Genomic DNA, 20,492 nt, shown 5'->3' with positions numbered 1-20,492 from the left:
ATGGCAAGAGATTTAAAATATACAAGAAATATAGGTATTGCGGCTCATATTGATGCTGGTAAAACAACAACAACTGAGCGTATACTTTACTATACAGGAGTTTCACATAAAATAGGTGAAGTACATGATGGTGCTGCTACTATGGACTGGATGGAGCAAGAGCAGGAAAGAGGTATTACAATTACTTCTGCCGCTACAACTTGTACTTGGAACTTCCCTTTAAAGAATGGGCAGCCTGTTGATGAAACAATGCCTTATCACTTTAATATTATCGATACTCCAGGTCACGTTGATTTTACGGTTGAAGTAAACCGTTCATTACGTGTATTAGATGGTTTAGTATTCTTATTTAGTGCAGTTGATGGTGTTGAGCCACAATCTGAAACTAACTGGAGATTAGCAGATAATTATAAGGTTCCTAGAATAGGATTCGTTAATAAAATGGATCGTCAAGGGGCTAACTTTATGGCAGTATGCCAGCAAGTAAAGGACATGTTAAAATCTAACGCAGTGCCAATTGTATTAAATATTGGTGACGAAATAGATTTTAAAGGTGTTGTAGATTTAGTAAAAAATAGAGCTATTGTTTGGCATGAAGAAACTCAAGGGGCGACTTTTGATGTTATTGATATTCCTGAAGAGCTTAAAGCAGAAGCAAAAAAATATAGAGCACTACTTATTGAAGAAGTTGCGACTTACGATGAAAATCTTTTAGAGAAATTCATGGAAGATGAAGATTCTATAACAGAAGAAGAAGTGCATGCTGCGCTTCGTGCTGCTGTAATGGATATGGCTATTATTCCTATGGTTTGTGGTTCTTCATTCAAAAATAAGGGTGTGCAATTTTTATTGGATGCTGTTTGCCGTTATTTACCATCTCCATTAGATAGAGATAGTGTTGTAGGGGTTAATCCAGATACAGAAAAAGAAGAAAGACGTAAACCAAGTGTTAATGAGCCGTTTGCAGCTTTAGCATTTAAAATTGCTACAGATCCTTTTGTTGGTCGTTTAGCATTTTTTAGAGCTTATTCAGGTCGTTTAGATGCAGGTTCTTATATCTTGAACAACCGTTCAGGTAAAAAAGAGCGTATTTCTCGTATCTACCAAATGCACTCTAATAAACAAAATGCTATCGATTTTATCGAAGCAGGTGATATTGGTGCAGCAGTAGGATTTAAAGATATTAAGACTGGTGATACCATGTCTGATGAAAAACATCCTATCGTTTTAGAGTCTATGAACTTCCCTGATCCAGTAATCGGTATTGCGGTTGAGCCTAAAACAAAAGCTGATGTTGATAAATTAGGAATGGCTTTGGGTAAATTAGCTGAAGAAGACCCAACATTTACAGTAAGAACAGATGAAGCTTCAGGACAGACTATTATTTCTGGAATGGGTGAGCTTCACTTAGATATTATTGTTGACCGTTTACGTCGCGAATTTAAAGTTGAAGTAAACCAAGGTCAACCACAAGTAGAGTACAAAGAAGCAATAACACGTCGTGCTGAACATAGAGAGGTTTACAAGAAGCAATCTGGTGGACGTGGTAAATTTGCTGATATTGTGTTTACAATTGAACCAGCTGAAGAAGGAAAAGTTGGATTAGAATTCATTTCTGAAATTAAAGGTGGTAACGTTCCTAAAGAATTTATCCCTTCAATTGAAAAAGGATTTAAAATGGCTATGGTTAATGGTCCATTGGCAGGATACGAAGTTGATGCTATGAAAGTGACATTAACAGATGGTTCTTACCATGATGTGGATTCAGATCAATTATCATTTGAATTGGCTGCAAAATTAGGATTTAAAGCTGCTGCAAAAGCTGCAAAGGCTGTAATCATGGAGCCTATTATGAAGCTTGAGGTAATTACACCTGAAGAAAATATGGGTGATATTGTAGGAGATCTAAATCGTCGTAGAGGACAAGTAAATGATATGGGAGACAGAGCAGGAGCAAAAACTGTAAAAGCTCATGTGCCTTTATCAGAAATGTTTGGTTATGTAACCACATTAAGAACATTGTCTTCAGGACGTGCAACATCAACAATGGAATTTTCTCACTATGCTGAAACGCCTTCAAATATATCTGAAGAAGTTATTAAAGCAGCTAAAGGTGTAGAAGCTTAAAATCTAAGAAAATGAGTCAGAAAATCAGAATAAAATTAAAATCTTACGATCACAATTTAGTAGATAAGTCTGCTGATAAGATTGTAAAAACAGTTAAAAGTACTGGAGCTGTTGTAACTGGACCAATTCCTTTACCAACGCACAAGAAAATTTTTACTGTATTACGTTCTCCACACGTAAACAAGAAATCAAGAGAACAATTCCAATTAAGCTCTTACAAGCGTTTATTGGATATTTACTCTTCGTCATCAAAAACTATTGATGCGTTAATGAAGCTTGAATTACCAAGTGGTGTTGAAGTAGAGATTAAAGTATAGTTAAAATTAGGTTTAATAACCTGAAAACATGTCCCACCGATGCGGTCGCGGGAAAAACGGAAAATACAATTCAAGGCTGAAATGTATTTTCAGCCTTGAATTTTAATAAATAGTAATAATAAATAAATAATAATTATGTCTGGGTTAATTGGAAAAAAAATCGGTATGACCAGCATTTTCGATGAAAACGGGAAGAATATTCCTTGTACAGTAATCGAAGCTGGACCATGTATCGTTACCCAAGTCAGAACTAAAGAAGTTGATGGCTATGAAGCTGTTCAACTTGGTTTCGATGACGCGACAGAAAAAAGCGCTACTAAAGCAGACTTAGGTCATGCTAAAAAGGCAGGTACTTCTGTAAAACGCAAAGTTGTTGAATTCAAAGGTTTTGATAAGGAGTACAAATTAGGTGATGCAATCACTGTTGAGCACTTTATAGAAGGTGAATTTGTTGATGTATCAGGTACATCAAAAGGAAAAGGTTTCCAAGGTGTTGTAAAACGTCATGGATTTGGTGGAGTAGGTCAAGCTACCCACGGTCAACATAACCGTTTAAGAGCACCTGGATCTATTGGAGCTGCTTCATATCCTGCAAGAGTATTTAAAGGAATGAAAATGGCAGGTAGAATGGGGAATGATTCAGTAAAAGTTGAAAATTTAAGAGTATTAAAAGTAGTTGCTGAAAAGAACTTACTTGTTGTGAAAGGTTGTGTTCCAGGACACAAAAACTCTTATGTAATTATTAGAAAATAATGAAAGTAGCAGTTTTAGATATAAACGGAAAAGATACAGGTAGAAAGGCAGACCTTTCTAAAGATGTATTTGCTATTGAGCCTAATAATCACGCAGTATATTTGGATGTTAAACAATATTTAGCAAACCAAAGACAAGGTACTCACAAATCGAAAGAGAGAGCTGAGATTGCTGGAAGTACTCGTAAGATTAAAAAGCAAAAGGGAACTGGTACTGCAAGAGCAGGAAGTATTAAGTCTGGAGTTTTCAAAGGTGGTGGACGTATGTTTGGTCCAAGACCAAGAAATTATAGCTTTAAACTTAATAAAAATGTTAAGCGTTTAGCGCGTAAATCAGCCTTAAGTATTAAAGCTGGAGAGCAGTCAATTACAGTTTTGGAGGACTTTAATTTTGACACGGTAAAAACAAAGAATTTTACAGCTGTTTTAAAGGCTTTAAACCTAGAAAACAAAAAAGCTTTGTTTGTGTTGGGTGGGTCAAATAATAATGTATATTTGTCATCGCGCAATTTAAAAGGCTCTGAAGTTATAACTTCTTCAGAATTAAGCACTTATAAAATTTTAAATGCCAATCAAGTAGTCCTTTTAGAGGGTGCTTTAGAAGGAATTGAATTAAACTTAAGTAAATAAGAAACAGATGAGTATCTTAATTAAACCCATAATCACAGAAAAAGCAACGGCTGATAGCGAGTTAAGAAACTGCTATACGTTTGCGGTGAATACTAAGGCGAACAAGGTAGAAATTAAAAAAGCGGTGGAAGCTGCTTATGGTGTTTCTGTTGAAAAAGTTCGTACTATAAATGTCCGTCCAGATAGAAGAACGCGTTTTACAAAAACCGGAATTCAACATGGTAAAACAAATGCTGTTAAAAAAGCAATTGTACAACTGGCGGAAGGTGAAATGATTGATTTATACAGTAACATGTAATTAAAGACTAATGTCAGTAAGAAAATTAAAACCAATCACACCAGGACAGCGATTTAGAGTAGTAAATGGATTTGACGCCATAACTACTGATAAGCCGGAAAAGAGCTTGCTCGTTCCGAACAAAAGGTCTGGTGGTAGAAACAGTCAAGGAAAAATGACCATGCGCTATATTGGTGGAGGTCATAAAAGAAAGTATCGTGTTATCGATTTTAAACGTAACAAAACTGGAATTCCAGCGGAAGTTAGGTCTATCGAATACGATCCAAACAGAACAGCTTTTATCGCTTTGTTGAATTATCAAGACGGTGAAAAAAGATACATTATTGCTCAAAATGGTTTACAAGTTGGACAAAATGTAGTGTCTGGTAAAGAAGGAGTTGCTCCAGAAATTGGAAATGCAATGCCTTTAAGCCAAATTCCTTTAGGAACCATTATTTCATGTGTTGAATTACGTCCAGGACAAGGAGCTGTTATGGCTCGTAGTGCTGGTGCATTTGCGCAGTTAATGGCAAGAGATGGTAAGTTTGCAACTATTAAATTACCATCAGGTGAAACACGTTTAGTACTTGTTACTTGTATGGCAACTGTTGGAGTTGTTTCTAACTCTGATCATCAATTGTTAGTATCTGGTAAAGCAGGTAGAACAAGATGGTTAGGTAGAAGACCAAGAACAAGACCAGTTGTAATGAACCCAGTTGATCACCCAATGGGTGGTGGTGAAGGTAGAGCTTCAGGTGGACACCCACGTTCTAGAAAAGGTATTCCAGCTAAAGGCTACAGAACCCGTTCTAAAAAGAATGCAAGTAATAAATATATTGTAGAACGTAGAAAGAAATAAGACATGGCAAGATCATTAAAAAAAGGACCTTACGTTCATTATAAACTAGAGAAAAAAGTGGCTGCAAACGTAGAAGCTAATAAAAAAACAGTCATCAAAACTTGGTCTAGAGCTAGTATGATTACTCCAGATTTTGTTGGACAAACTATAGCAGTACACAATGGCCGTCAATTTGTTCCAGTTTACGTAACTGAAAACATGGTAGGTCATAAATTAGGAGAATTTTCACCAACACGTTCATTCCGTGGACATGCAGGTGCTAAAAATAAAGGTAAAAAGTAGTAAGCTATGGGAAGTCGTAAAAAACAAATGGCAGACGCTATTAAGGAAGGAAAAAAGCAAGTTGCTTTTGCTAAACTTAATAATTGTCCTACATCACCAAGAAAAATGCGTTTAGTAGCCGATTTAGTAAGAGGCGAAAAAGTAGAACATGCACTTAATATCTTAAAATTCAACCAAAAGGAAGCTTCTGGTCGTTTAGAGAAATTGTTATTGTCTGCAATTGCAAACTGGCAATCTAAAAACGAAGATGCAAACATTGAAGAGGCTGAGTTGATAGTAAAAGAGATTAGAGTTGATGGCGGGTCTATGTTAAAAAGATTACGTCCAGCACCTCAAGGTCGTGCGCACAGAATTAGAAAACGTTCAAACCATGTAACATTAGTGGTTGGAGCTAACAATAACACACAAGCTTAATAAGAGTATGGGACAAAAAACAAATCCAATCGGAAATCGCTTAGGAATTATCAGAGGATGGGAATCTAACTGGTACGGAGGAAACGATTATGGTGATAAACTTGCCGAAGACGATAAGATTAGAAAATACGTTCACGCGCGTTTATCTAAAGCTAGTGTAAGTAGAGTAATTATTGAAAGAACTTTAAAACTTGTAACCGTTACTATCACTACTGCAAGACCAGGTATTATTATCGGGAAAGGCGGACAAGAGGTAGACAAGTTAAAAGAAGAACTTAAGAAAATTACTGGGAAAGAAGTTCAGATTAACATTTTTGAAATTAAAAGACCTGAACTAGATGCATTTTTAGTAGGATCAAGTATTGCACGTCAAATTGAAAACAGAATTTCATATCGTCGTGCCATAAAAATGGCTATTGCTGCTACTATGCGTATGAATGCTGAAGGAATTAAAATCCAAATTAGTGGTCGTTTGAATGGTGCTGAAATGGCACGTTCTGAACACTATAAAGAAGGACGTATTCCTTTATCAACCTTTAGAGCCGATATTGATTATGCTTTAGTTGAGGCACACACTACTTATGGTAGATTGGGTGTTAAAGTATGGATTATGAAAGGTGAAGTATATGGTAAGAGAGAGCTTTCTCCACTTGTTGGTTTATCTAAGAAGCAAGGAAAAGCTGGAGCCGGAGGACGTGGTGGAAACAGAGACAATAAACCTCGTCGTAGAAAGTAATTTTTTATAAAGTAAAGAAAAATGTTACAGCCTAAAAGAACAAAATTTCGTAAGCAACAAAAGGGACGTATGAAAGGTATCTCTCAAAGAGGTCATCAACTTTCATATGGTACTTTTGGAATAAAATCATTAGACTCTAATTTTTTAACAGCGCGTCAAATTGAAGCAGCACGTATTGCCGCTACACGTTACATGAAAAGAGAAGGTTCGCTTTGGATTAAAATATTTCCAGACAAGCCTATTACAAAAAAGCCTCTTGAAGTACGTATGGGTAAAGGTAAAGGTGCCGTTGAGTATTGGGTAGCTGTTGTAAAACCAGGAAGAGTTTTATTTGAAATAGGTGGTGTGCCTTTAGACGTTGCAAAAGAAGCATTACGTTTAGCAGCACAAAAATTACCTGTAAAAACTAAGTTTTTAATCGCAAGAGATTACGAAGCATAATTTATTTGATATTATGAAACAATCAGAGATTAAAGAATTATCTGTAGCTGAGTTACAAGAAAAACTTGGTGAAACAAAAAAGAGTTATTCAGACCTAAAATTGGCTCATGCAATATCTCCTTTAGAAAATCCAATTCAATTACGTACAATAAGACGTACCGTAGCTAGAATTGCGACTGAATTAACTAAAAGAGAATTACAATAATTCTGCTGAAAGATGGAAACAAGAAATTTAAGAAAAGAACGTATAGGAGTAGTTACTAGTAACAAAATGCAGAAATCAATTGTGGTTGCTGAAGTTAAAAAAGTAAAACACCCTATGTATGGTAAGTTCGTGTTAAAAACAAAAAAATATGTTGCACACGACGAAACAAACGATTGTAACATTGGAGATACAGTAAAGATCATGGAAACAAGACCTTTAAGTAAATCTAAATGTTGGAGATTAGTTGAAATAATTGAAAGAGCTAAATAATTATGTTACAGCAAGAATCAAGATTAAAAGTAGCAGATAACACTGGAGCCAAGGAAGTTTTAACTATCCGTGTTCTAGGTGGTACTAAAAGAAGATATGCTTCTGTAGGAGACAAAATTGTTGTTTCAGTTAAAGATGCAACGCCTAATGGAAACATTAAAAAAGGTGCTGTTTCAACTGCAGTTGTTGTTCGTACAACTAAAGAAGTAAGAAGACCAGACGGATCTTATATAAGATTTGATGATAATGCTTGTGTGCTTTTAAATCCTCAAGGGGAAATGAGAGGTACTCGTGTTTTTGGTCCGGTTGCTAGAGAACTTCGTGATAAACAATTCATGAAAATTGTATCATTAGCACCTGAGGTGCTTTAATACATTATTAAGATGACAAAGCTTAAAATAAAAACTGGAGATACTGTAAAAGTAATTGCTGGAGATCATAAAGGGTCTGAAGGTAAAGTACAAAAGGTATTGATAGATAAGAACAAAGCGATTGTTGAGGGTGTAAATTTGGTTAAGAAACACACTAAACCAAGTGCACAAAATCCTCAAGGAGGAATCGTAGAGAAAGAAGCCGCTATTCATATTTCTAACTTATCGTTGTTAACTTCAAAAGGAGAAACAACACGAGTTGGGTTTAGAATAGAAGGTGATAAAAAAGTAAGATTTTCAACAAAATCTAATGAAGTAATATAGTTATGGCATATTCACCTAGACTTAAAGAAGAGTATAAAAGCAGAGTAATTGCAGCTCTTACAGAAGAATTTGGATATAAAAATGTAATGCAAGTTCCTAAACTACAAAAGATAGTAATATCTAAAGGAGTTGGAGCAGCTGTTGCAGATAAAAAGTTAGTTGACTACGCAGTAGAAGAATTAACTACTATATCCGGACAAAAAGCCGTAGCAACAATTTCTAAAAAAGACGTTGCATCTTTCAAATTACGTAAAGGTATGCCAATTGGGGCAAAAGTAACTTTACGTGGCGAAAGAATGTATGAGTTTTTAGACCGTTTAGTAACTTCTGCACTTCCACGTGTAAGAGATTTTAACGGAATAAAAGCTACAGGTTTTGACGGAAGAGGTAACTACAATTTAGGAGTTACTGAGCAAATTATATTTCCTGAGATTAACATTGATAAAGTTAATAAAATCTCTGGTATGGATATTACATTTGTAACTTCTGCAGATACTGATAAAGAAGCAAAATCATTATTAACCGAATTAGGAGTACCTTTTAAAAAGAACTAAGATATGGCTAAAGAATCAATGAAAGCCCGTGAGGTAAAAAGAGCAAAAACGGTTGCAAAGTATGCTGAAAAACGCAAAGCTTTAAAAGAAGCTGGAGATTATGAAGCGTTACAAAAGTTACCTAAAAATGCATCTCCTATTCGTCAACATAATAGATGTAAATTAACAGGAAGACCAAAAGGATATATGAGAACATTTGGTATTTCTCGTGTAACTTTTAGAGAAATGGCTAATCAAGGTTTAATTCCTGGAGTTAGAAAAGCAAGTTGGTAATATTATTTAAATAATCAGATTTAAGGTTCAGCATACGTTGAAAACCAAAATCACAAAATCAATTCATTATGTACACAGATCCAATTGCGGATTATTTGACAAGAATTAGAAATGCAGTACGTGCAAACCACAGAGTGGTTGAAATTCCTGCATCTAATCTTAAAAAAGACATCACTAAAATATTATTCGAGCAAGGATATATTTTAAGTTACAAGTTTGATGATTCTACAGTACAAGGGACAATTAAAATTGCACTTAAGTACAATAAAGAAACTAAAGAACCTGTAATAAAGAAAATTGAAAGAATAAGTAAACCAGGTTTACGTAAGTACGCAGGTTCTAATGAACTACCTAGAATCCTTAACGGTCTTGGGATTGCCATTGTATCAACTTCTCATGGAGTTATGACTGGTAAACAAGCTAAAAGAGATAATGTAGGTGGCGAAGTATTGTGTTACGTTTACTAATTTAAAACCTAAAAGAAATGTCAAGAATAGGAAATAATCCAGTAGCCATTCCAGAAGGTGTAACAGTTGAGGTTAAAGATAACGTAGTAACTGTAAAGGGAAAATTAGGAGAGTTAACACAGAATTACGATTCTATTGAAATAAAAGTTGAAGATGGTAGCGTATGGGTTACACGTTCTTCTGATTCTAAAGATCAAAAGGCTAAGCATGGTTTATACAGATCTTTAATGAACAATATGATTAAAGGTGTGTCTAAAGGATGGACTAAAGAGTTGGAATTGGTAGGTGTAGGTTACAGAGCATCCAACCAAGGACAAAAATTAGATTTAGCCGTAGGATTTTCACATAACATAGTAATGGATATTGCTCCTGAAGTAAAAGTGGAAACGATTTCAGAAAAAGGAAAAAATCCAATTGTAAAATTAACATCATTTGATAAACAACTTGTAGGTCAAGTAGCTGCAAAAATTCGTGGTTTTAGAAAGCCAGAGCCTTATAAAGGTAAAGGAATTAAGTTTGTTGGTGAGGTAATTAGAAGAAAAGCAGGTAAATCAGCTTAATAATTAAGTTATGGCGTTAACAAAAAACGAAAGAAGACTAAGAATAAAAAACAGAATCCGTAAGGTTGTTTCTGGTACAGAAGCAAGACCGAGATTAGCTGTTTATAGAAGTAATAAAGAAATTTATGCTCAAATTGTTGATGATGTTACTGGTAAAACTATTAGTTCAGCATCTTCAAGAGATAAAGATATAAATGCTGCCAAAGCAAATAAAACAGAAGTAGCTAAACTAGTTGGTAAAGCGCTTGCTGAAAAAACTTTAAAAGCAGGAGTAGAAACTATCGCTTTTGATAGAGGTGGATACTTATACCATGGTAGAGTTAAATCATTAGCCGAAGGAGCTAGAGAAGGCGGACTTAAATTCTAAGAAAATTATGTTTCAAAAATATAAAAGTGCAGAGTTAGTAAAACCAGGTGGATTAGATCTTAAAGATCGTTTAGTTGGTGTACAAAGAGTTACCAAAGTAACTAAAGGTGGTAGAGCATTTGGTTTTTCGGCAATCGTTGTGGTTGGTGATGAAGCGGGTGTTGTAGGACAAGGTTTAGGAAAATCTAAAGATGTGGCTAGTGCAATTGCAAAAGCTGTTGAAGACGCAAAGAAAAACCTAGTTAGAATTCCTATCATAAAAGGAACTTTACCTCACGAGCAAAAAGGTAAATACGGTGGCGCTAGAGTAAATATTATTCCTGCTGCTCCTGGTACAGGTGTAATTGCAGGTGGTGCTGTAAGAACAGTGTTAGAGGCAGTTGGTGTACATGATGTACTATCAAAATCTCAAGGGTCATCAAATCCTCATAATGTTGTAAAAGCAACTTTTGATGCTTTATTACAATTAAGAGATGCAAACACAATTGCTAGAGATAGAGGTATTTCACTTGAAAAAGTTTTTAACGCTTAATACAGACAGAAATGGCAAAGATTAAAGTAACAAAGGTTAAAAGCGCTATCAATCGTACGCTAAGACAAAAAAGAACTTTAGAAGCTCTTGGTCTTAAAAAGATTGGTCAAGTAAAAGAGTTTGAAGCTACACCAAATATACTTGGTATGGTTGCTAAAGTTTCACATTTAGTTTCTGTTGAAGAAACAAAATAATATAACTGAAAAATGGATTTAAGTAATTTAAAACCTGCAGAAGGTTCAGTAAAAAACCAAGGGAAAAGAATAGGAAGAGGACAAGGTTCTGGTAAAGGTGGTACTGCTACACGCGGTCACAAAGGAGCTAAATCGCGTTCTGGATATTCTAAAAAAGTAGGATTTGAAGGAGGACAAATGCCACTTCAAAGACGTGTGCCTAAGTTTGGTTTTACAAATATTAACCGTGTTGAATATCAAGGTATCAATTTAGATACTTTGCAGCAATTGGTTGACGAGAAGAAAATAAAAGATACAGTAGATTTTGAAATTCTATTTGCTAATCGTTTGGTTGGAAAAAATGACCTAGTTAAAATTTTAGGACGTGGAGAATTAAAGTCAAAATTAAAAGTATCTGCTCATAAGTTTACTGCTTCAGCAAAAGCTGCTATTGAAGCTGCCGGAGGAGAAGCTGTAACTTTATAAGACGTATTATAAGTATGAAATTTATAGAATCGTTAAAGAATGTTTGGAAAATAGAGGAACTAAGAAACAGAATCATAGTTACATTGGGTCTGTTATTAGTTTATCGTTTTGGTGCACAAGTTGTTTTACCTGGTATTGATGCGTCTCAATTAGGAGGTTTAGCAGATAGTACTGATGGTGGGCTACTTGGTTTACTTAATGCCTTTACGGGTGGAGCATTTGCGAATGCTTCCGTATTTGCACTAGGAATTATGCCATACATTTCTGCTTCTATTGTGGTACAATTAATGGGTATAGCAATTCCTTATTTGCAGAAATTGCAAAAAGAGGGAGCAAGTGGTCAAAAGAAAATCAACCAAATTACGCGTTGGTTAACGATTGCTATTTGTTTATTACAAGCACCAGGATATTTAGCTAGTTTGCCAGCATTAGGTATTCCAGCTAGTGCATTCTTATTAGGTACAGGTCCATTGTTTTATTTCTCATCAGTTACAATATTAGTAACGGGCTGTATATTTGCTATGTGGTTAGGAGAAAAGATAACTGACAAAGGAATTGGTAATGGTATTTCGTTATTAATTATGGTAGGTATTATTGCTACGTTACCACAAGCATTTTTACAAAATGCTGCTACAAGATTAGAAGGAAATAATGTTATGTTAATCCTTTTTGAATTGGTAATTTGGTTCGTTATTATTTTAGCGTCTATCATGTTAGTTATGGGTGTTAGAAAAATAGCAGTACAATATGCAAGAAGAACAGCTTCTGGTGGTTACGAGAAAAGTGCTATGGCTGGTTCAAGACAGTATATCCCTTTAAAGCTAAATGCGTCTGGGGTTATGCCTATTATATTTGCTCAAGCAATTATGTTTGTACCTAGCTTAATTGGTGGATCTTCTTTCTTGAAGGAGACAACAGTTGGTGCATGGATGCAAACTAATTATTCAGATATTTTTGGTTTGTGGTACAATATTACGTTTGCACTGTTAATTATAGTATTTACATACTTTTATACAGCTATTACTGTACCTACAAATAAAATGGCGGATGATTTAAAACGCAGTGGTGGTTTTATTCCAGGCATTCGTCCAGGTTCTGAAACATCAGAATATTTGGATAAAATAATGTCTCAAATCACATTACCGGGTTCTATATTTTTAGCTCTTATTGCTGTGTTCCCAGCATTTATAGTTAAACTTATGGGAGTTCAACAAGGATGGTCTTTATTTTTTGGAGGTACTTCTTTATTGATTATGGTTGGAGTTGCAATTGACACTATGCAGCAAATAAATTCTTATTTGTTGAATAGACACTATGATGGTTTGATGAAGACTGGTAAAAATAGAAAAGCAGTAGCTTAAAAATTTATACTATGGCAAAACAAGCAGCAATAGAACAAGACGGAACAATTATAGAAGCATTATCAAATGCTATGTTCCGTGTAGAATTAGAGAATGGTCACATTGTGACGGCACATATTTCTGGTAAAATGCGTATGCATTACATTAAATTGTTACCGGGAGACAAAGTAAAATTAGAAATGAGTCCTTATGATTTATCAAAGGCTCGAATAACTTATAGATACTAATAACAAGATGAAAGTAAGAGCATCAGTTAAAAAAAGAAGCGCAGATTGTAAAATCGTGCGTAGAAAAGGTAGACTTTACGTGATAAACAAAAAGAATCCTAGATTTAAACAAAGACAAGGGTAATTATGGCAAGAATTGCAGGTGTAGACATACCAAAAAACAAAAGAGGAGTAGTAGCTTTAACGTATATCTATGGTATAGGTAGAAGTAGAGCTAAAGAAATTTTAGCAGAAGCTAAAGTTGACGAAAGTACTAAAGTTCAAGATTGGACAGATGATGAAATTAGTAATATTCGTGAATCTGTAGGTACTTTCACAATTGAAGGTGAATTACGTTCAGAAACACAATTAAACATTAAGCGATTAATGGATATTGGATGTTACCGTGGTATTCGTCACAGATCTGGACTTCCTTTAAGAGGCCAACGTACAAAAAACAACTCTAGAACTAGAAAAGGTAGAAGAAAAACGGTTGCTAACAAGAAAAAAGCAACTAAATAATAATTAGTTTTTTAGTAATTAGACGTTGGAAGGAATCTGTTTGAAATTATAAAAGGTTTAGGATTCTAGCGACTATCAACTAAGAACGGAAAACTATATAATAATATGGCAAAAACAAATACGAAGAGTACAAAAAAACGTAAAGTTATTGTAGACTCTGTAGGAGAAGCGCATATAAATGCATCTTTTAACAACATCATTATTTCATTAACCAACAAAAAAGGCGATGTAATTTCATGGTCTTCGGCTGGTAAAATGGGATTTAGAGGTTCTAAGAAAAATACACCTTATGCTGCCCAATTAGCTGCTGAAGATGCTGCTGCTGTAGCACAAGAAGCTGGCTTAAAGAAAGTAAAAGTGTATGTAAAAGGACCAGGAAATGGTAGAGAATCTGCTATCCGTTCTATTCATAATGCAGGTATTGAAGTAACTGAAATTATTGATGTTACTCCATTGCCACATAATGGATGTCGTCCTCCAAAACGTAGAAGAGTATAATCTGAATTAATTTCGGATTACTTTAAAATAGAATTATTAACAAGTATCAACCAAGAGATCAACGATTATCGAAGGATAAGATTAAGACCTTAATTCATAATCACTCTTAAAAACAACAATTTAAAATGGCAAGATATACTGGTCCTAAAACTAAAATAGCTCGTAAATTTGGTGAAGCTATATTCGGAGACGATAAGTCGTTCGAAAAAAGAAATTACCCTCCAGGTCAACACGGAAACAACAGAAGACGTGGAAAAAAATCTGAATATGCAATTCAATTACAAGAAAAGCAAAAGGCAAAATATACTTATGGTATATTAGAACGTCAATTCAGAAACTTATTTAAAAGTGCAAGAGCTGCGCAAGGTATTACAGGTGAAGTTTTATTACAACTTTGTGAATCTAGATTGGATAATGTAGTTTTCAGAATGGGAATTGCTCCTACTAGAAGTGCTGCAAGACAATTAGTGTCTCACAGACATATTACTGTAAATGGGGAATTAGTAAATATTCCTTCTTACCAATTAAAAGCAGGAGACGTTGTGGCGGTAAGAGAAAAGTCAAAATCACTTGAAGCCATTGAAAAGTCACTTTCAAATTCAAATCATGTTTATGAGTGGATTACTTGGAACGATGCAACTAAGGAAGGAACTTATGTTTCTGTTCCAGCAAGAATTCAAATTCCAGAAAACATAAACGAACAATTCATCGTCGAATTATATTCTAAATAATAAATTAATAATATTGGTATTTGGCCAAAGGGTTTATAAGTATTTCTTCAAACTTTTAAACCGCGCAACCAAATGACAATTAAAACGAAGAAATAAATGGCAGTATTTAATTTTCAAAAACCAGACAAAGTAATCATGATTGATTCTACTGATTTCGAAGGAAAATTCGAATTCAGACCTTTAGAACCTGGTTACGGTTTAACAGTTGGCAATGCACTGAGAAGAGTTTTACTTTCTTCATTAGAAGGATTTGCTATTACATCGGTTAGAATCGAAGGTGTAGATCATGAATTTTCAGCAATTGCTGGAGTGGTTGAGGATGTAACAGAAATCATCCTAAACTTAAAACAAATTCGTTTTAAAAGACAAATTGAAGATATTGATAACGAATCAATTTCAATTTCAATTTCTGGTCAAGATCGTATTACAGCTGGAGATTTTCAAAAATTCATTTCAGGATTCCAAGTGTTAAATACAGAATTAGTAATCTGTAACTTAGATCCTAAAGTAAATTTAAATTTGGAAATCACAATTGAAAAAGGTAGAGGTTATGTGCCTGCAGAAGAGAACAAAAAACCAGCTGCACCAATAGGAACAATCTTTACAGATTCAATTTATACGCCGATTAAAAACGTTAAGTATAGTATAGAAAACTATCGTGTTGAGCAAAAAACTGATTACGAAAAATTAGTTTTTGAAATCATTACAGATGGTTCTATTACGCCACAAGACGCTTTAACTGAAGCGGCAAAAACGTTAATTCACCACTTCATGTTATTCTCTGATGAGCGTATTACATTAGAAGCTGATGAGATTGCACAAACTGAAACTTATGATGAAGAATCACTTCACATGCGTCAGTTGCTTAAAACTAAGTTAATCGATATGGATTTATCTGTTCGTGCACTTAATTGTTTAAAAGCTGCAGAAGTAGACACTTTAGGAGACTTAGTGTCATTCAATAAAAACGATTTAATGAAGTTCCGTAATTTTGGTAAAAAATCATTAACTGAGCTTGAAGAGCTTGTAAATGTTAAAGGTTTGAACTTCGGAATGGATTTAAGCAAATATAAATTAGATAAAGATTAATTCTAACTCCTTTATAGTTTGCTCCTCAAAAAAGGGTAGTAGCAAGATAAAGGTTTAAAACAAAGGTCATGAGACACGGAAAAAAAATTAACCATTTAGGTAGAAAAACAGCGCACAGAAAGTCTATGTTGGCAAATATGGCATGTTCATTAATTGAACATAAACGTATTAATACAACAGTTGCAAAAGCAAAAGCATTAAAGCAATTTGTTGAGCCAATGATTACTAAGTCTAAAGAAGATACAACACATAACAGACGTATTGTAATGTCTCGTCTTAGACAAAAAGAAGCTGTTGCGGAATTATTTAGAGAAGTAGCTGCTAAAGTAGCTGACAGACCAGGAGGATATACAAGAATTATCAAACTTGGTAATCGTTTAGGAGATAATGCTGATATGGCTATGATAGAGCTTGTAGACTATAACGAAATCTACAATGCCGACAAAGCTAAGAAGAAAACAACTAGAAGAAGTAGAAGAGGTGGAAGTAAGCCTGCTGCAGCTCCTGTTGTTGAAACGAAAGCAACAAACGAAGAGGAAGAATAAATGTTAATAAGCGTTTAATATATAAAGGGTAAACTATTTTAGTTTATCCTTTTTTTTATGCAATTTTGTAAAACTTTTTTTAGGAATGAAATATCAAAAACGACAAAAAGCCATCGTTCTACTTGCAGATGGTACTATTTTTCACGGTAAGGCAGTTGGTAATAAACAAGGAAGCGCTTTTGGCGAAGTTTGTTTTAATACAGGAATGACTGGATATCAAGAAATTTTTACTGATCCATCATATTTTGGACAAATAATGGTAGCAACCAATGCACATATAGGCAACTACGGGACGAATGCCGATGAAGTGGAATCTGATTCTGTAAAAATTGCTGGACTTATCGTCAAAAACTTTAATTACGAATACTCTAGACCTGCTGCTGATGAGTCCTTAGAGAGTTTTTTAGATAAAAATAATCTTTTAGCTATTTCGGATGTGGATACCAGAGCCTTAGTAAGCTATATTAGAGATCATGGAGCAATGAATGCAGTAATATCTACAGATGTTGATAACATAGATGAATTAAAAAAGCAACTAGCAGAAGTACCAGATATGAATGGATTAGAGCTAGCATCTAAAGTATCAACTAAAGAACCTTACTATTTTGGGAATGAGAATGCTACTTATAAAGTAGCTGCTTTAGATATTGGAATTAAAAAGAATATTCTTCGAAATATAGCCAGTAGAGATGCTTACATAAAAGTGTTTCCATACAATGCTAAGTTTGAAGAATTAGAGGCTTTTAAACCTGATGGTTATTTCTTATCAAACGGACCTGGAGATCCTGAACCTTTAGTTGAAGCTCAAGAAGTTGCAAAAGAAGTTATTAAAAGAAACTTACCATTATTTGGAATATGCCTAGGACACCAAGTAATTGCTTTAGCAAACGGAGTTTCTACTTATAAAATGCACAATGGGCATAGAGGGATTAATCATCCTGTAAAAAATGTTATTACGGGTAGAGGAGAAATAACTTCTCAAAATCATGGATTTGCGGTAAATAGAGAAGAAGCAGAGAAGCATCCAGACTTGGAAATTACTCATGTACACTTAAACGACCATACGGTAGCCGGTTTAGCAATGAAAAATAAAAATTGTTTTTCGGTGCAGTATCATCCTGAAGCAAGCCCTGGTCCACATGACTCATCGTATCTTTTTGATCAGTTTATTGAGAATATTAAAAAATAGAATCACAATAAAAACCTCATCAACGTTAAACCGTTTTTGAGGTTTTATTTTACTAAAACGTTATAGAGGGCATTTTATCATTTTCTTTTATAATGACATATTAAAAACAAGATTTAACCGTAAATTTGAATAATTAAAGTATAAAATTAACCGAATATGAGTATTATAATAAATATCCACGCGAGACAAATTTTAGATTCAAGAGGGAACCCTACTGTTGAAGTAGATGTTGTAACAGAGAATGATGTTTTAGGAAGAGCAGCCGTTCCTTCAGGAGCTTCAACAGGAGAGCACGAAGCGGTAGAACTCCGTGATGGTGGTAAAGCATATATGGGCAAAGGTGTTTTAAAAGCTGTAGACAATGTAAACTCAATCATTGCCCAAGAATTAGTAGGTGTTTCAGTATTTGAACAAAACTTAATCGATCGCATGATGATTGATTTAGATGGCACACCAAACAAATCAAAATTAGGAGCTAACGCTATTTTAGGGGTTTCTTTAGCTGTTGCTAAGGCAGCAGCAAACGAACTAAATATGCCATTATATCGTTATGTTGGTGGTGTTTCGGCAAATACCTTACCAGTTCCAATGATGAATATTATTAACGGTGGATCACATTCTGATGCTCCAATTGCGTTTCAAGAATTTATGATTATGCCGGTGAAAGCAAAAAGTTTTACACATGCTATGCAAATGGGAACGGAGATTTTCCATCATCTTAAAAAAGTATTACATGATAGAGGTTTAAGTACTGCAGTAGGTGATGAAGGTGGTTTTGCACCAAATTTAGCAGGAGGTACTGAAGATGCTTTAGACTCTATTAAATTAGCTGTTGAAAAGGCTGGATATACATTTGGTGATGATATAATGATTGCTCTAGATTGTGCGTCTGCAGAATTTTATGTAAACGGCAAATATGACTATGCAAAATTTGAGGGAGATAAAGGAAAAGTTAGAACATCTGCTGAACAAGCTCAATATTTAGCTGAATTAAGTGCAAAGTATCCTATCATTTCAATTGAAGACGGAATGGATGAAAACGACTGGGAAGGTTGGAAATTATTAACTGAAAAAATTGGAGATAAAGTACAATTAGTAGGTGATGATTTATTTGTAACCAATGTAGAGCGTTTGTCAAGAGGTATTGAAAATGGTATTGCCAATTCAATCTTAATTAAGGTAAATCAAATTGGATCTTTAACGGAAACCATTGCGGCTGTAAATATGGCTAAAAATGTGGGGTATACATCTGTAATGTCACATCGTTCAGGAGAAACTGAAGATAACACTATTGCAGATTTAGCTGTTGCATTGAATTGTGGACAAATAAAAACAGGTTCAGCTTCCCGTAGTGACCGTATGGCTAAATACAACCAGTTACTTCGAATTGAGGAAGAATTAGGAGAGGTTGCTTATTTTCCGCAAGAAAAAGCGTTTAAATTAAAATAAGAGCATTTTGAAATTTTTAAAAAAGCGATTGTTTTTTTAACAATCGCTTTTTTATTTACCATCAGTTTTAATAATTCTCAAATCAACTAAATCGTTTGCGATAATCTTAAAAAATAAATAGATATTTCGTAATTTAGCGTTCCACTTAATTAAATAAACGCACTAAAAGGATGGCAAATACAGCTACTATAGAAATTAACGGTAAAAAAAATAAATTTCCCTTAATTAAAGGAACAGAAAATGAAGTTGCAATAGATATTACCAAACTTAGAAGTGATACTGGTGGCGTAATTACAATTGACCCAGGATACAAAAATACAGGGTCCTGCGAAAGTGCTATTACTTTTTTGGATGGTGAGAAAGGAATTTTAAGGTATAGAGGATATTCGATTGAGGAATTAGCTGAAAAAGCTGATTTTTTAGAGGTTGCGTATTTATTAATTTTTGGTGAGCTTCCAACTAAAGCGCAAAACGAGAAATTTCATGCTGATATTAAAGCTCAATCTGTAGTAGACGAGGATGTAAAAAAGATTTTGGATGCTTTTCCTAAAGCAGCTCATCCAATGGGTGTTATTTCATCTTTAACCAGCGCATTAACAGCTTTCAACCCTTCATCAGTAAATGTGAACTCTGAAGAAGATATGTATAAATCGGTGGTAAGAATTTTAGGAAAATTTCCTGTTTTAGTAGCATGGACACTTCGTAAAAAACAAGGTTTACCTCTTGATTATGGAGATAACTCTTTAGGATATGTTGAGAACATTTTGAAAATGATGTTTAGGCAACCAAATGCTTGTTATGTTCAAAATAAAATATTAGTTAATGCTTTAGATAAACTTTTAATTCTTCATGCAGACCATGAACAGAACTGTTCTACATCTACTGTTAGAATTGTAGGGTCGTCGCATGCAGGTTTATTTGCTTCAATTTCTGCTGGTATCTCAGCACTTTGGGGACCACTTCACGGTGGTGCTAACCAAGCAGTACTAGAAATGCTTGAGGCCATAAAAGAAGATGGAGGAGATACTAAAAAATATATGGCGAAAGCTAAAGACAAAAGTGATCCTTTCCGTTTAATGGGATTCGGACATCGTGTGTACAAAAATTTCGATCCACGAGCTAAAATCATCAAAAAAGCTGCTGATGAGGTATTAGGAGATTTGGGAATTGAAGACCCAATTTTAGATATCGCCAAAGGACTTGAAAAGGAAGCATTGGAGGATAAATATTTTGTAGACAGAAAATTATATCCGAACGTAGACTTTTATTCAGGTATTATTTATAGAGGTATGGGTATACCAACTGATATGTTTACGGTAATGTTTGCTTTAGGTCGTTTACCTGGTTGGATAGCTCAATGGCGTGAAATGCGTTTACGTAAAGAACCTATTGGAAGACCGAGACAAATTTACATAGGTGCTACCGAAAGAAAATTTGTGCCGATAAACAAAAGATAATTTTATTATATTTTAAAAAAGAAAGAGC

The 20,492-nt window shown here is 34.5% G+C and carries 33 protein-coding genes; all 33 read left to right on the top strand.

Annotated features, from left to right (window positions below; genetic code table 11):
* The 33 genes from fusA to L3X39_RS10775 all read left to right on the top strand — a co-directional run bounded on the left by fusA (nt 1) and on the right by L3X39_RS10775 (nt 20,464).
* The gene (gene fusA, locus L3X39_RS10935; RefSeq protein WP_237231821.1) at nt 1-2,127 is read left to right on the top strand and encodes an elongation factor G; all 2,127 of its coding nucleotides are present in this window, start codon (nt 1-3) and stop codon (nt 2,125-2,127) included.
* A gap of 11 nt (nt 2,128-2,138) precedes the next feature.
* Nucleotides 2,139-2,444: a 30S ribosomal protein S10 gene (rpsJ, locus tag L3X39_RS10930; RefSeq protein ID WP_007650482.1), complete on the top strand. Its 306-nt coding sequence runs from the start codon at nt 2,139-2,141 to the stop codon at nt 2,442-2,444.
* A 135-nt stretch (nt 2,445-2,579) separates the two neighbouring features.
* Nucleotides 2,580-3,197 carry a 50S ribosomal protein L3 gene (gene rplC / locus L3X39_RS10925; protein ID WP_237231820.1) on the top strand — a complete coding sequence of 206 codons (618 nt, stop codon included), beginning with the start codon at nt 2,580-2,582 and terminating at the stop codon, nt 3,195-3,197.
* Nucleotides 3,197-3,826: a 50S ribosomal protein L4 gene (gene rplD / locus L3X39_RS10920; protein WP_237231819.1), complete on the top strand. Its 630-nt coding sequence runs from the start codon at nt 3,197-3,199 to the stop codon at nt 3,824-3,826. The genes rplC and rplD overlap by 1 nt, the downstream gene beginning before the upstream one ends.
* Nucleotides 3,827-3,833: 7 nt before the next feature.
* Nucleotides 3,834-4,124: a 50S ribosomal protein L23 gene (gene rplW, locus L3X39_RS10915; protein ID WP_237231818.1), complete on the top strand. Its 291-nt coding sequence runs from the start codon at nt 3,834-3,836 to the stop codon at nt 4,122-4,124.
* Between the two features lie 10 nt (nt 4,125-4,134).
* Nucleotides 4,135-4,962: a 50S ribosomal protein L2 gene (rplB, locus tag L3X39_RS10910; RefSeq protein WP_237231817.1), complete on the top strand. Its 828-nt coding sequence runs from the start codon at nt 4,135-4,137 to the stop codon at nt 4,960-4,962.
* A gap of 3 nt (nt 4,963-4,965) precedes the next feature.
* Entirely contained in the window at nt 4,966-5,244 is a 279-nt protein-coding gene (gene rpsS / locus L3X39_RS10905; protein WP_027880209.1) for a 30S ribosomal protein S19, read from the top strand.
* Nucleotides 5,245-5,250: 6 nt separating this feature from the next.
* On the top strand, nt 5,251-5,658 hold the full coding sequence (gene rplV / locus L3X39_RS10900; protein WP_237231816.1) for a 50S ribosomal protein L22: 408 nt from the start codon (nt 5,251-5,253) through the stop codon (nt 5,656-5,658).
* A gap of 7 nt (nt 5,659-5,665) precedes the next feature.
* Nucleotides 5,666-6,394 (top strand): 30S ribosomal protein S3, encoded by a 729-nt coding sequence (rpsC, locus tag L3X39_RS10895; protein ID WP_237231815.1) that lies wholly within the window; start codon nt 5,666-5,668, stop codon nt 6,392-6,394.
* 21 nt (nt 6,395-6,415) lie between these two features.
* Complete coding sequence (rplP, locus tag L3X39_RS10890) at nt 6,416-6,835, top strand: 50S ribosomal protein L16 (protein ID WP_237231814.1); 420 nt, start codon at nt 6,416-6,418, stop codon at nt 6,833-6,835.
* Nucleotides 6,836-6,848: 13 nt separating this feature from the next.
* The gene (rpmC, locus tag L3X39_RS10885) at nt 6,849-7,040 is read left to right on the top strand and encodes a 50S ribosomal protein L29 (RefSeq protein ID WP_237231813.1); all 192 of its coding nucleotides are present in this window, start codon (nt 6,849-6,851) and stop codon (nt 7,038-7,040) included.
* A gap of 12 nt (nt 7,041-7,052) precedes the next feature.
* Nucleotides 7,053-7,310, top strand: a complete 258-nt coding sequence (gene rpsQ / locus L3X39_RS10880) for a 30S ribosomal protein S17 (protein ID WP_072399584.1) — start codon at nt 7,053-7,055, stop codon at nt 7,308-7,310.
* Nucleotides 7,311-7,312: 2 nt separating this feature from the next.
* A complete protein-coding gene (gene rplN / locus L3X39_RS10875; RefSeq protein WP_237231812.1) occupies nt 7,313-7,681 on the top strand; it encodes a 50S ribosomal protein L14 in 369 nt (122 codons plus the stop codon).
* 12 nt (nt 7,682-7,693) lie between these two features.
* The gene (gene rplX, locus L3X39_RS10870; protein ID WP_237231811.1) at nt 7,694-8,005 is read left to right on the top strand and encodes a 50S ribosomal protein L24; all 312 of its coding nucleotides are present in this window, start codon (nt 7,694-7,696) and stop codon (nt 8,003-8,005) included.
* A gap of 2 nt (nt 8,006-8,007) precedes the next feature.
* The gene (gene rplE / locus L3X39_RS10865) at nt 8,008-8,559 is read left to right on the top strand and encodes a 50S ribosomal protein L5 (protein ID WP_237231810.1); all 552 of its coding nucleotides are present in this window, start codon (nt 8,008-8,010) and stop codon (nt 8,557-8,559) included.
* A gap of 3 nt (nt 8,560-8,562) precedes the next feature.
* Nucleotides 8,563-8,832: a 30S ribosomal protein S14 gene (gene rpsN / locus L3X39_RS10860; RefSeq protein WP_040278732.1), complete on the top strand. Its 270-nt coding sequence runs from the start codon at nt 8,563-8,565 to the stop codon at nt 8,830-8,832.
* Between the two features lie 68 nt (nt 8,833-8,900).
* Entirely contained in the window at nt 8,901-9,299 is a 399-nt protein-coding gene (rpsH, locus tag L3X39_RS10855; RefSeq protein ID WP_237231809.1) for a 30S ribosomal protein S8, read from the top strand.
* A 17-nt stretch (nt 9,300-9,316) separates the two neighbouring features.
* Nucleotides 9,317-9,859, top strand: a complete 543-nt coding sequence (rplF, locus tag L3X39_RS10850) for a 50S ribosomal protein L6 (protein ID WP_237231808.1) — start codon at nt 9,317-9,319, stop codon at nt 9,857-9,859.
* Nucleotides 9,860-9,869: 10 nt separating this feature from the next.
* Complete coding sequence (gene rplR / locus L3X39_RS10845; RefSeq protein WP_237231807.1) at nt 9,870-10,226, top strand: 50S ribosomal protein L18; 357 nt, start codon at nt 9,870-9,872, stop codon at nt 10,224-10,226.
* A gap of 7 nt (nt 10,227-10,233) precedes the next feature.
* Nucleotides 10,234-10,758 carry a 30S ribosomal protein S5 gene (rpsE, locus tag L3X39_RS10840; protein ID WP_237231806.1) on the top strand — a complete coding sequence of 175 codons (525 nt, stop codon included), beginning with the start codon at nt 10,234-10,236 and terminating at the stop codon, nt 10,756-10,758.
* Nucleotides 10,759-10,769: 11 nt separating this feature from the next.
* The gene (gene rpmD, locus L3X39_RS10835) at nt 10,770-10,952 is read left to right on the top strand and encodes a 50S ribosomal protein L30 (RefSeq protein WP_237231805.1); all 183 of its coding nucleotides are present in this window, start codon (nt 10,770-10,772) and stop codon (nt 10,950-10,952) included.
* A 12-nt stretch (nt 10,953-10,964) separates the two neighbouring features.
* The gene (gene rplO / locus L3X39_RS10830; RefSeq protein ID WP_237231804.1) at nt 10,965-11,417 is read left to right on the top strand and encodes a 50S ribosomal protein L15; all 453 of its coding nucleotides are present in this window, start codon (nt 10,965-10,967) and stop codon (nt 11,415-11,417) included.
* Nucleotides 11,418-11,431: 14 nt separating this feature from the next.
* On the top strand, nt 11,432-12,778 hold the full coding sequence (secY, locus tag L3X39_RS10825; RefSeq protein ID WP_237231803.1) for a preprotein translocase subunit SecY: 1,347 nt from the start codon (nt 11,432-11,434) through the stop codon (nt 12,776-12,778).
* 11 nt (nt 12,779-12,789) lie between these two features.
* Nucleotides 12,790-13,005, top strand: a complete 216-nt coding sequence (gene infA / locus L3X39_RS10820; protein WP_028289261.1) for a translation initiation factor IF-1 — start codon at nt 12,790-12,792, stop codon at nt 13,003-13,005.
* Nucleotides 13,006-13,012: 7 nt separating this feature from the next.
* The gene (gene ykgO, locus L3X39_RS10815; RefSeq protein ID WP_013305171.1) at nt 13,013-13,129 is read left to right on the top strand and encodes a type B 50S ribosomal protein L36; all 117 of its coding nucleotides are present in this window, start codon (nt 13,013-13,015) and stop codon (nt 13,127-13,129) included.
* A 2-nt stretch (nt 13,130-13,131) separates the two neighbouring features.
* A complete protein-coding gene (gene rpsM, locus L3X39_RS10810; RefSeq protein WP_237231802.1) occupies nt 13,132-13,506 on the top strand; it encodes a 30S ribosomal protein S13 in 375 nt (124 codons plus the stop codon).
* A gap of 105 nt (nt 13,507-13,611) precedes the next feature.
* Nucleotides 13,612-14,004, top strand: coding sequence for a 30S ribosomal protein S11 (gene rpsK, locus L3X39_RS10805; protein WP_237231801.1), 393 nt, complete (start codon nt 13,612-13,614; stop codon nt 14,002-14,004).
* Between the two features lie 125 nt (nt 14,005-14,129).
* Complete coding sequence (gene rpsD / locus L3X39_RS10800) at nt 14,130-14,735, top strand: 30S ribosomal protein S4 (RefSeq protein WP_237231800.1); 606 nt, start codon at nt 14,130-14,132, stop codon at nt 14,733-14,735.
* A gap of 96 nt (nt 14,736-14,831) precedes the next feature.
* A complete protein-coding gene (locus tag L3X39_RS10795; RefSeq protein WP_237231799.1) occupies nt 14,832-15,824 on the top strand; it encodes a DNA-directed RNA polymerase subunit alpha in 993 nt (330 codons plus the stop codon).
* 68 nt (nt 15,825-15,892) lie between these two features.
* The gene (rplQ, locus tag L3X39_RS10790; RefSeq protein WP_237231798.1) at nt 15,893-16,369 is read left to right on the top strand and encodes a 50S ribosomal protein L17; all 477 of its coding nucleotides are present in this window, start codon (nt 15,893-15,895) and stop codon (nt 16,367-16,369) included.
* A gap of 85 nt (nt 16,370-16,454) precedes the next feature.
* Nucleotides 16,455-17,558, top strand: a complete 1,104-nt coding sequence (gene carA, locus L3X39_RS10785) for a glutamine-hydrolyzing carbamoyl-phosphate synthase small subunit (RefSeq protein WP_237231797.1) — start codon at nt 16,455-16,457, stop codon at nt 17,556-17,558.
* Nucleotides 17,559-17,714: 156 nt separating this feature from the next.
* Nucleotides 17,715-19,007, top strand: coding sequence for a phosphopyruvate hydratase (gene eno / locus L3X39_RS10780; protein ID WP_237231796.1), 1,293 nt, complete (start codon nt 17,715-17,717; stop codon nt 19,005-19,007).
* Between the two features lie 170 nt (nt 19,008-19,177).
* Nucleotides 19,178-20,464: a citrate synthase gene (locus L3X39_RS10775; RefSeq protein ID WP_237231795.1), complete on the top strand. Its 1,287-nt coding sequence runs from the start codon at nt 19,178-19,180 to the stop codon at nt 20,462-20,464.
* The last annotated feature ends 28 nt before the right edge of the window (nt 20,465-20,492 follow it).

Source organism: Flaviramulus multivorans, from assembly GCF_021728415.1.
Lineage (GTDB): Bacteria > Bacteroidota > Bacteroidia > Flavobacteriales > Flavobacteriaceae > Sabulilitoribacter > Sabulilitoribacter multivorans.
Note: the sequence above shows the minus strand (reverse complement) of the source record. Positions and strands in the feature narration are given on the sequence as shown.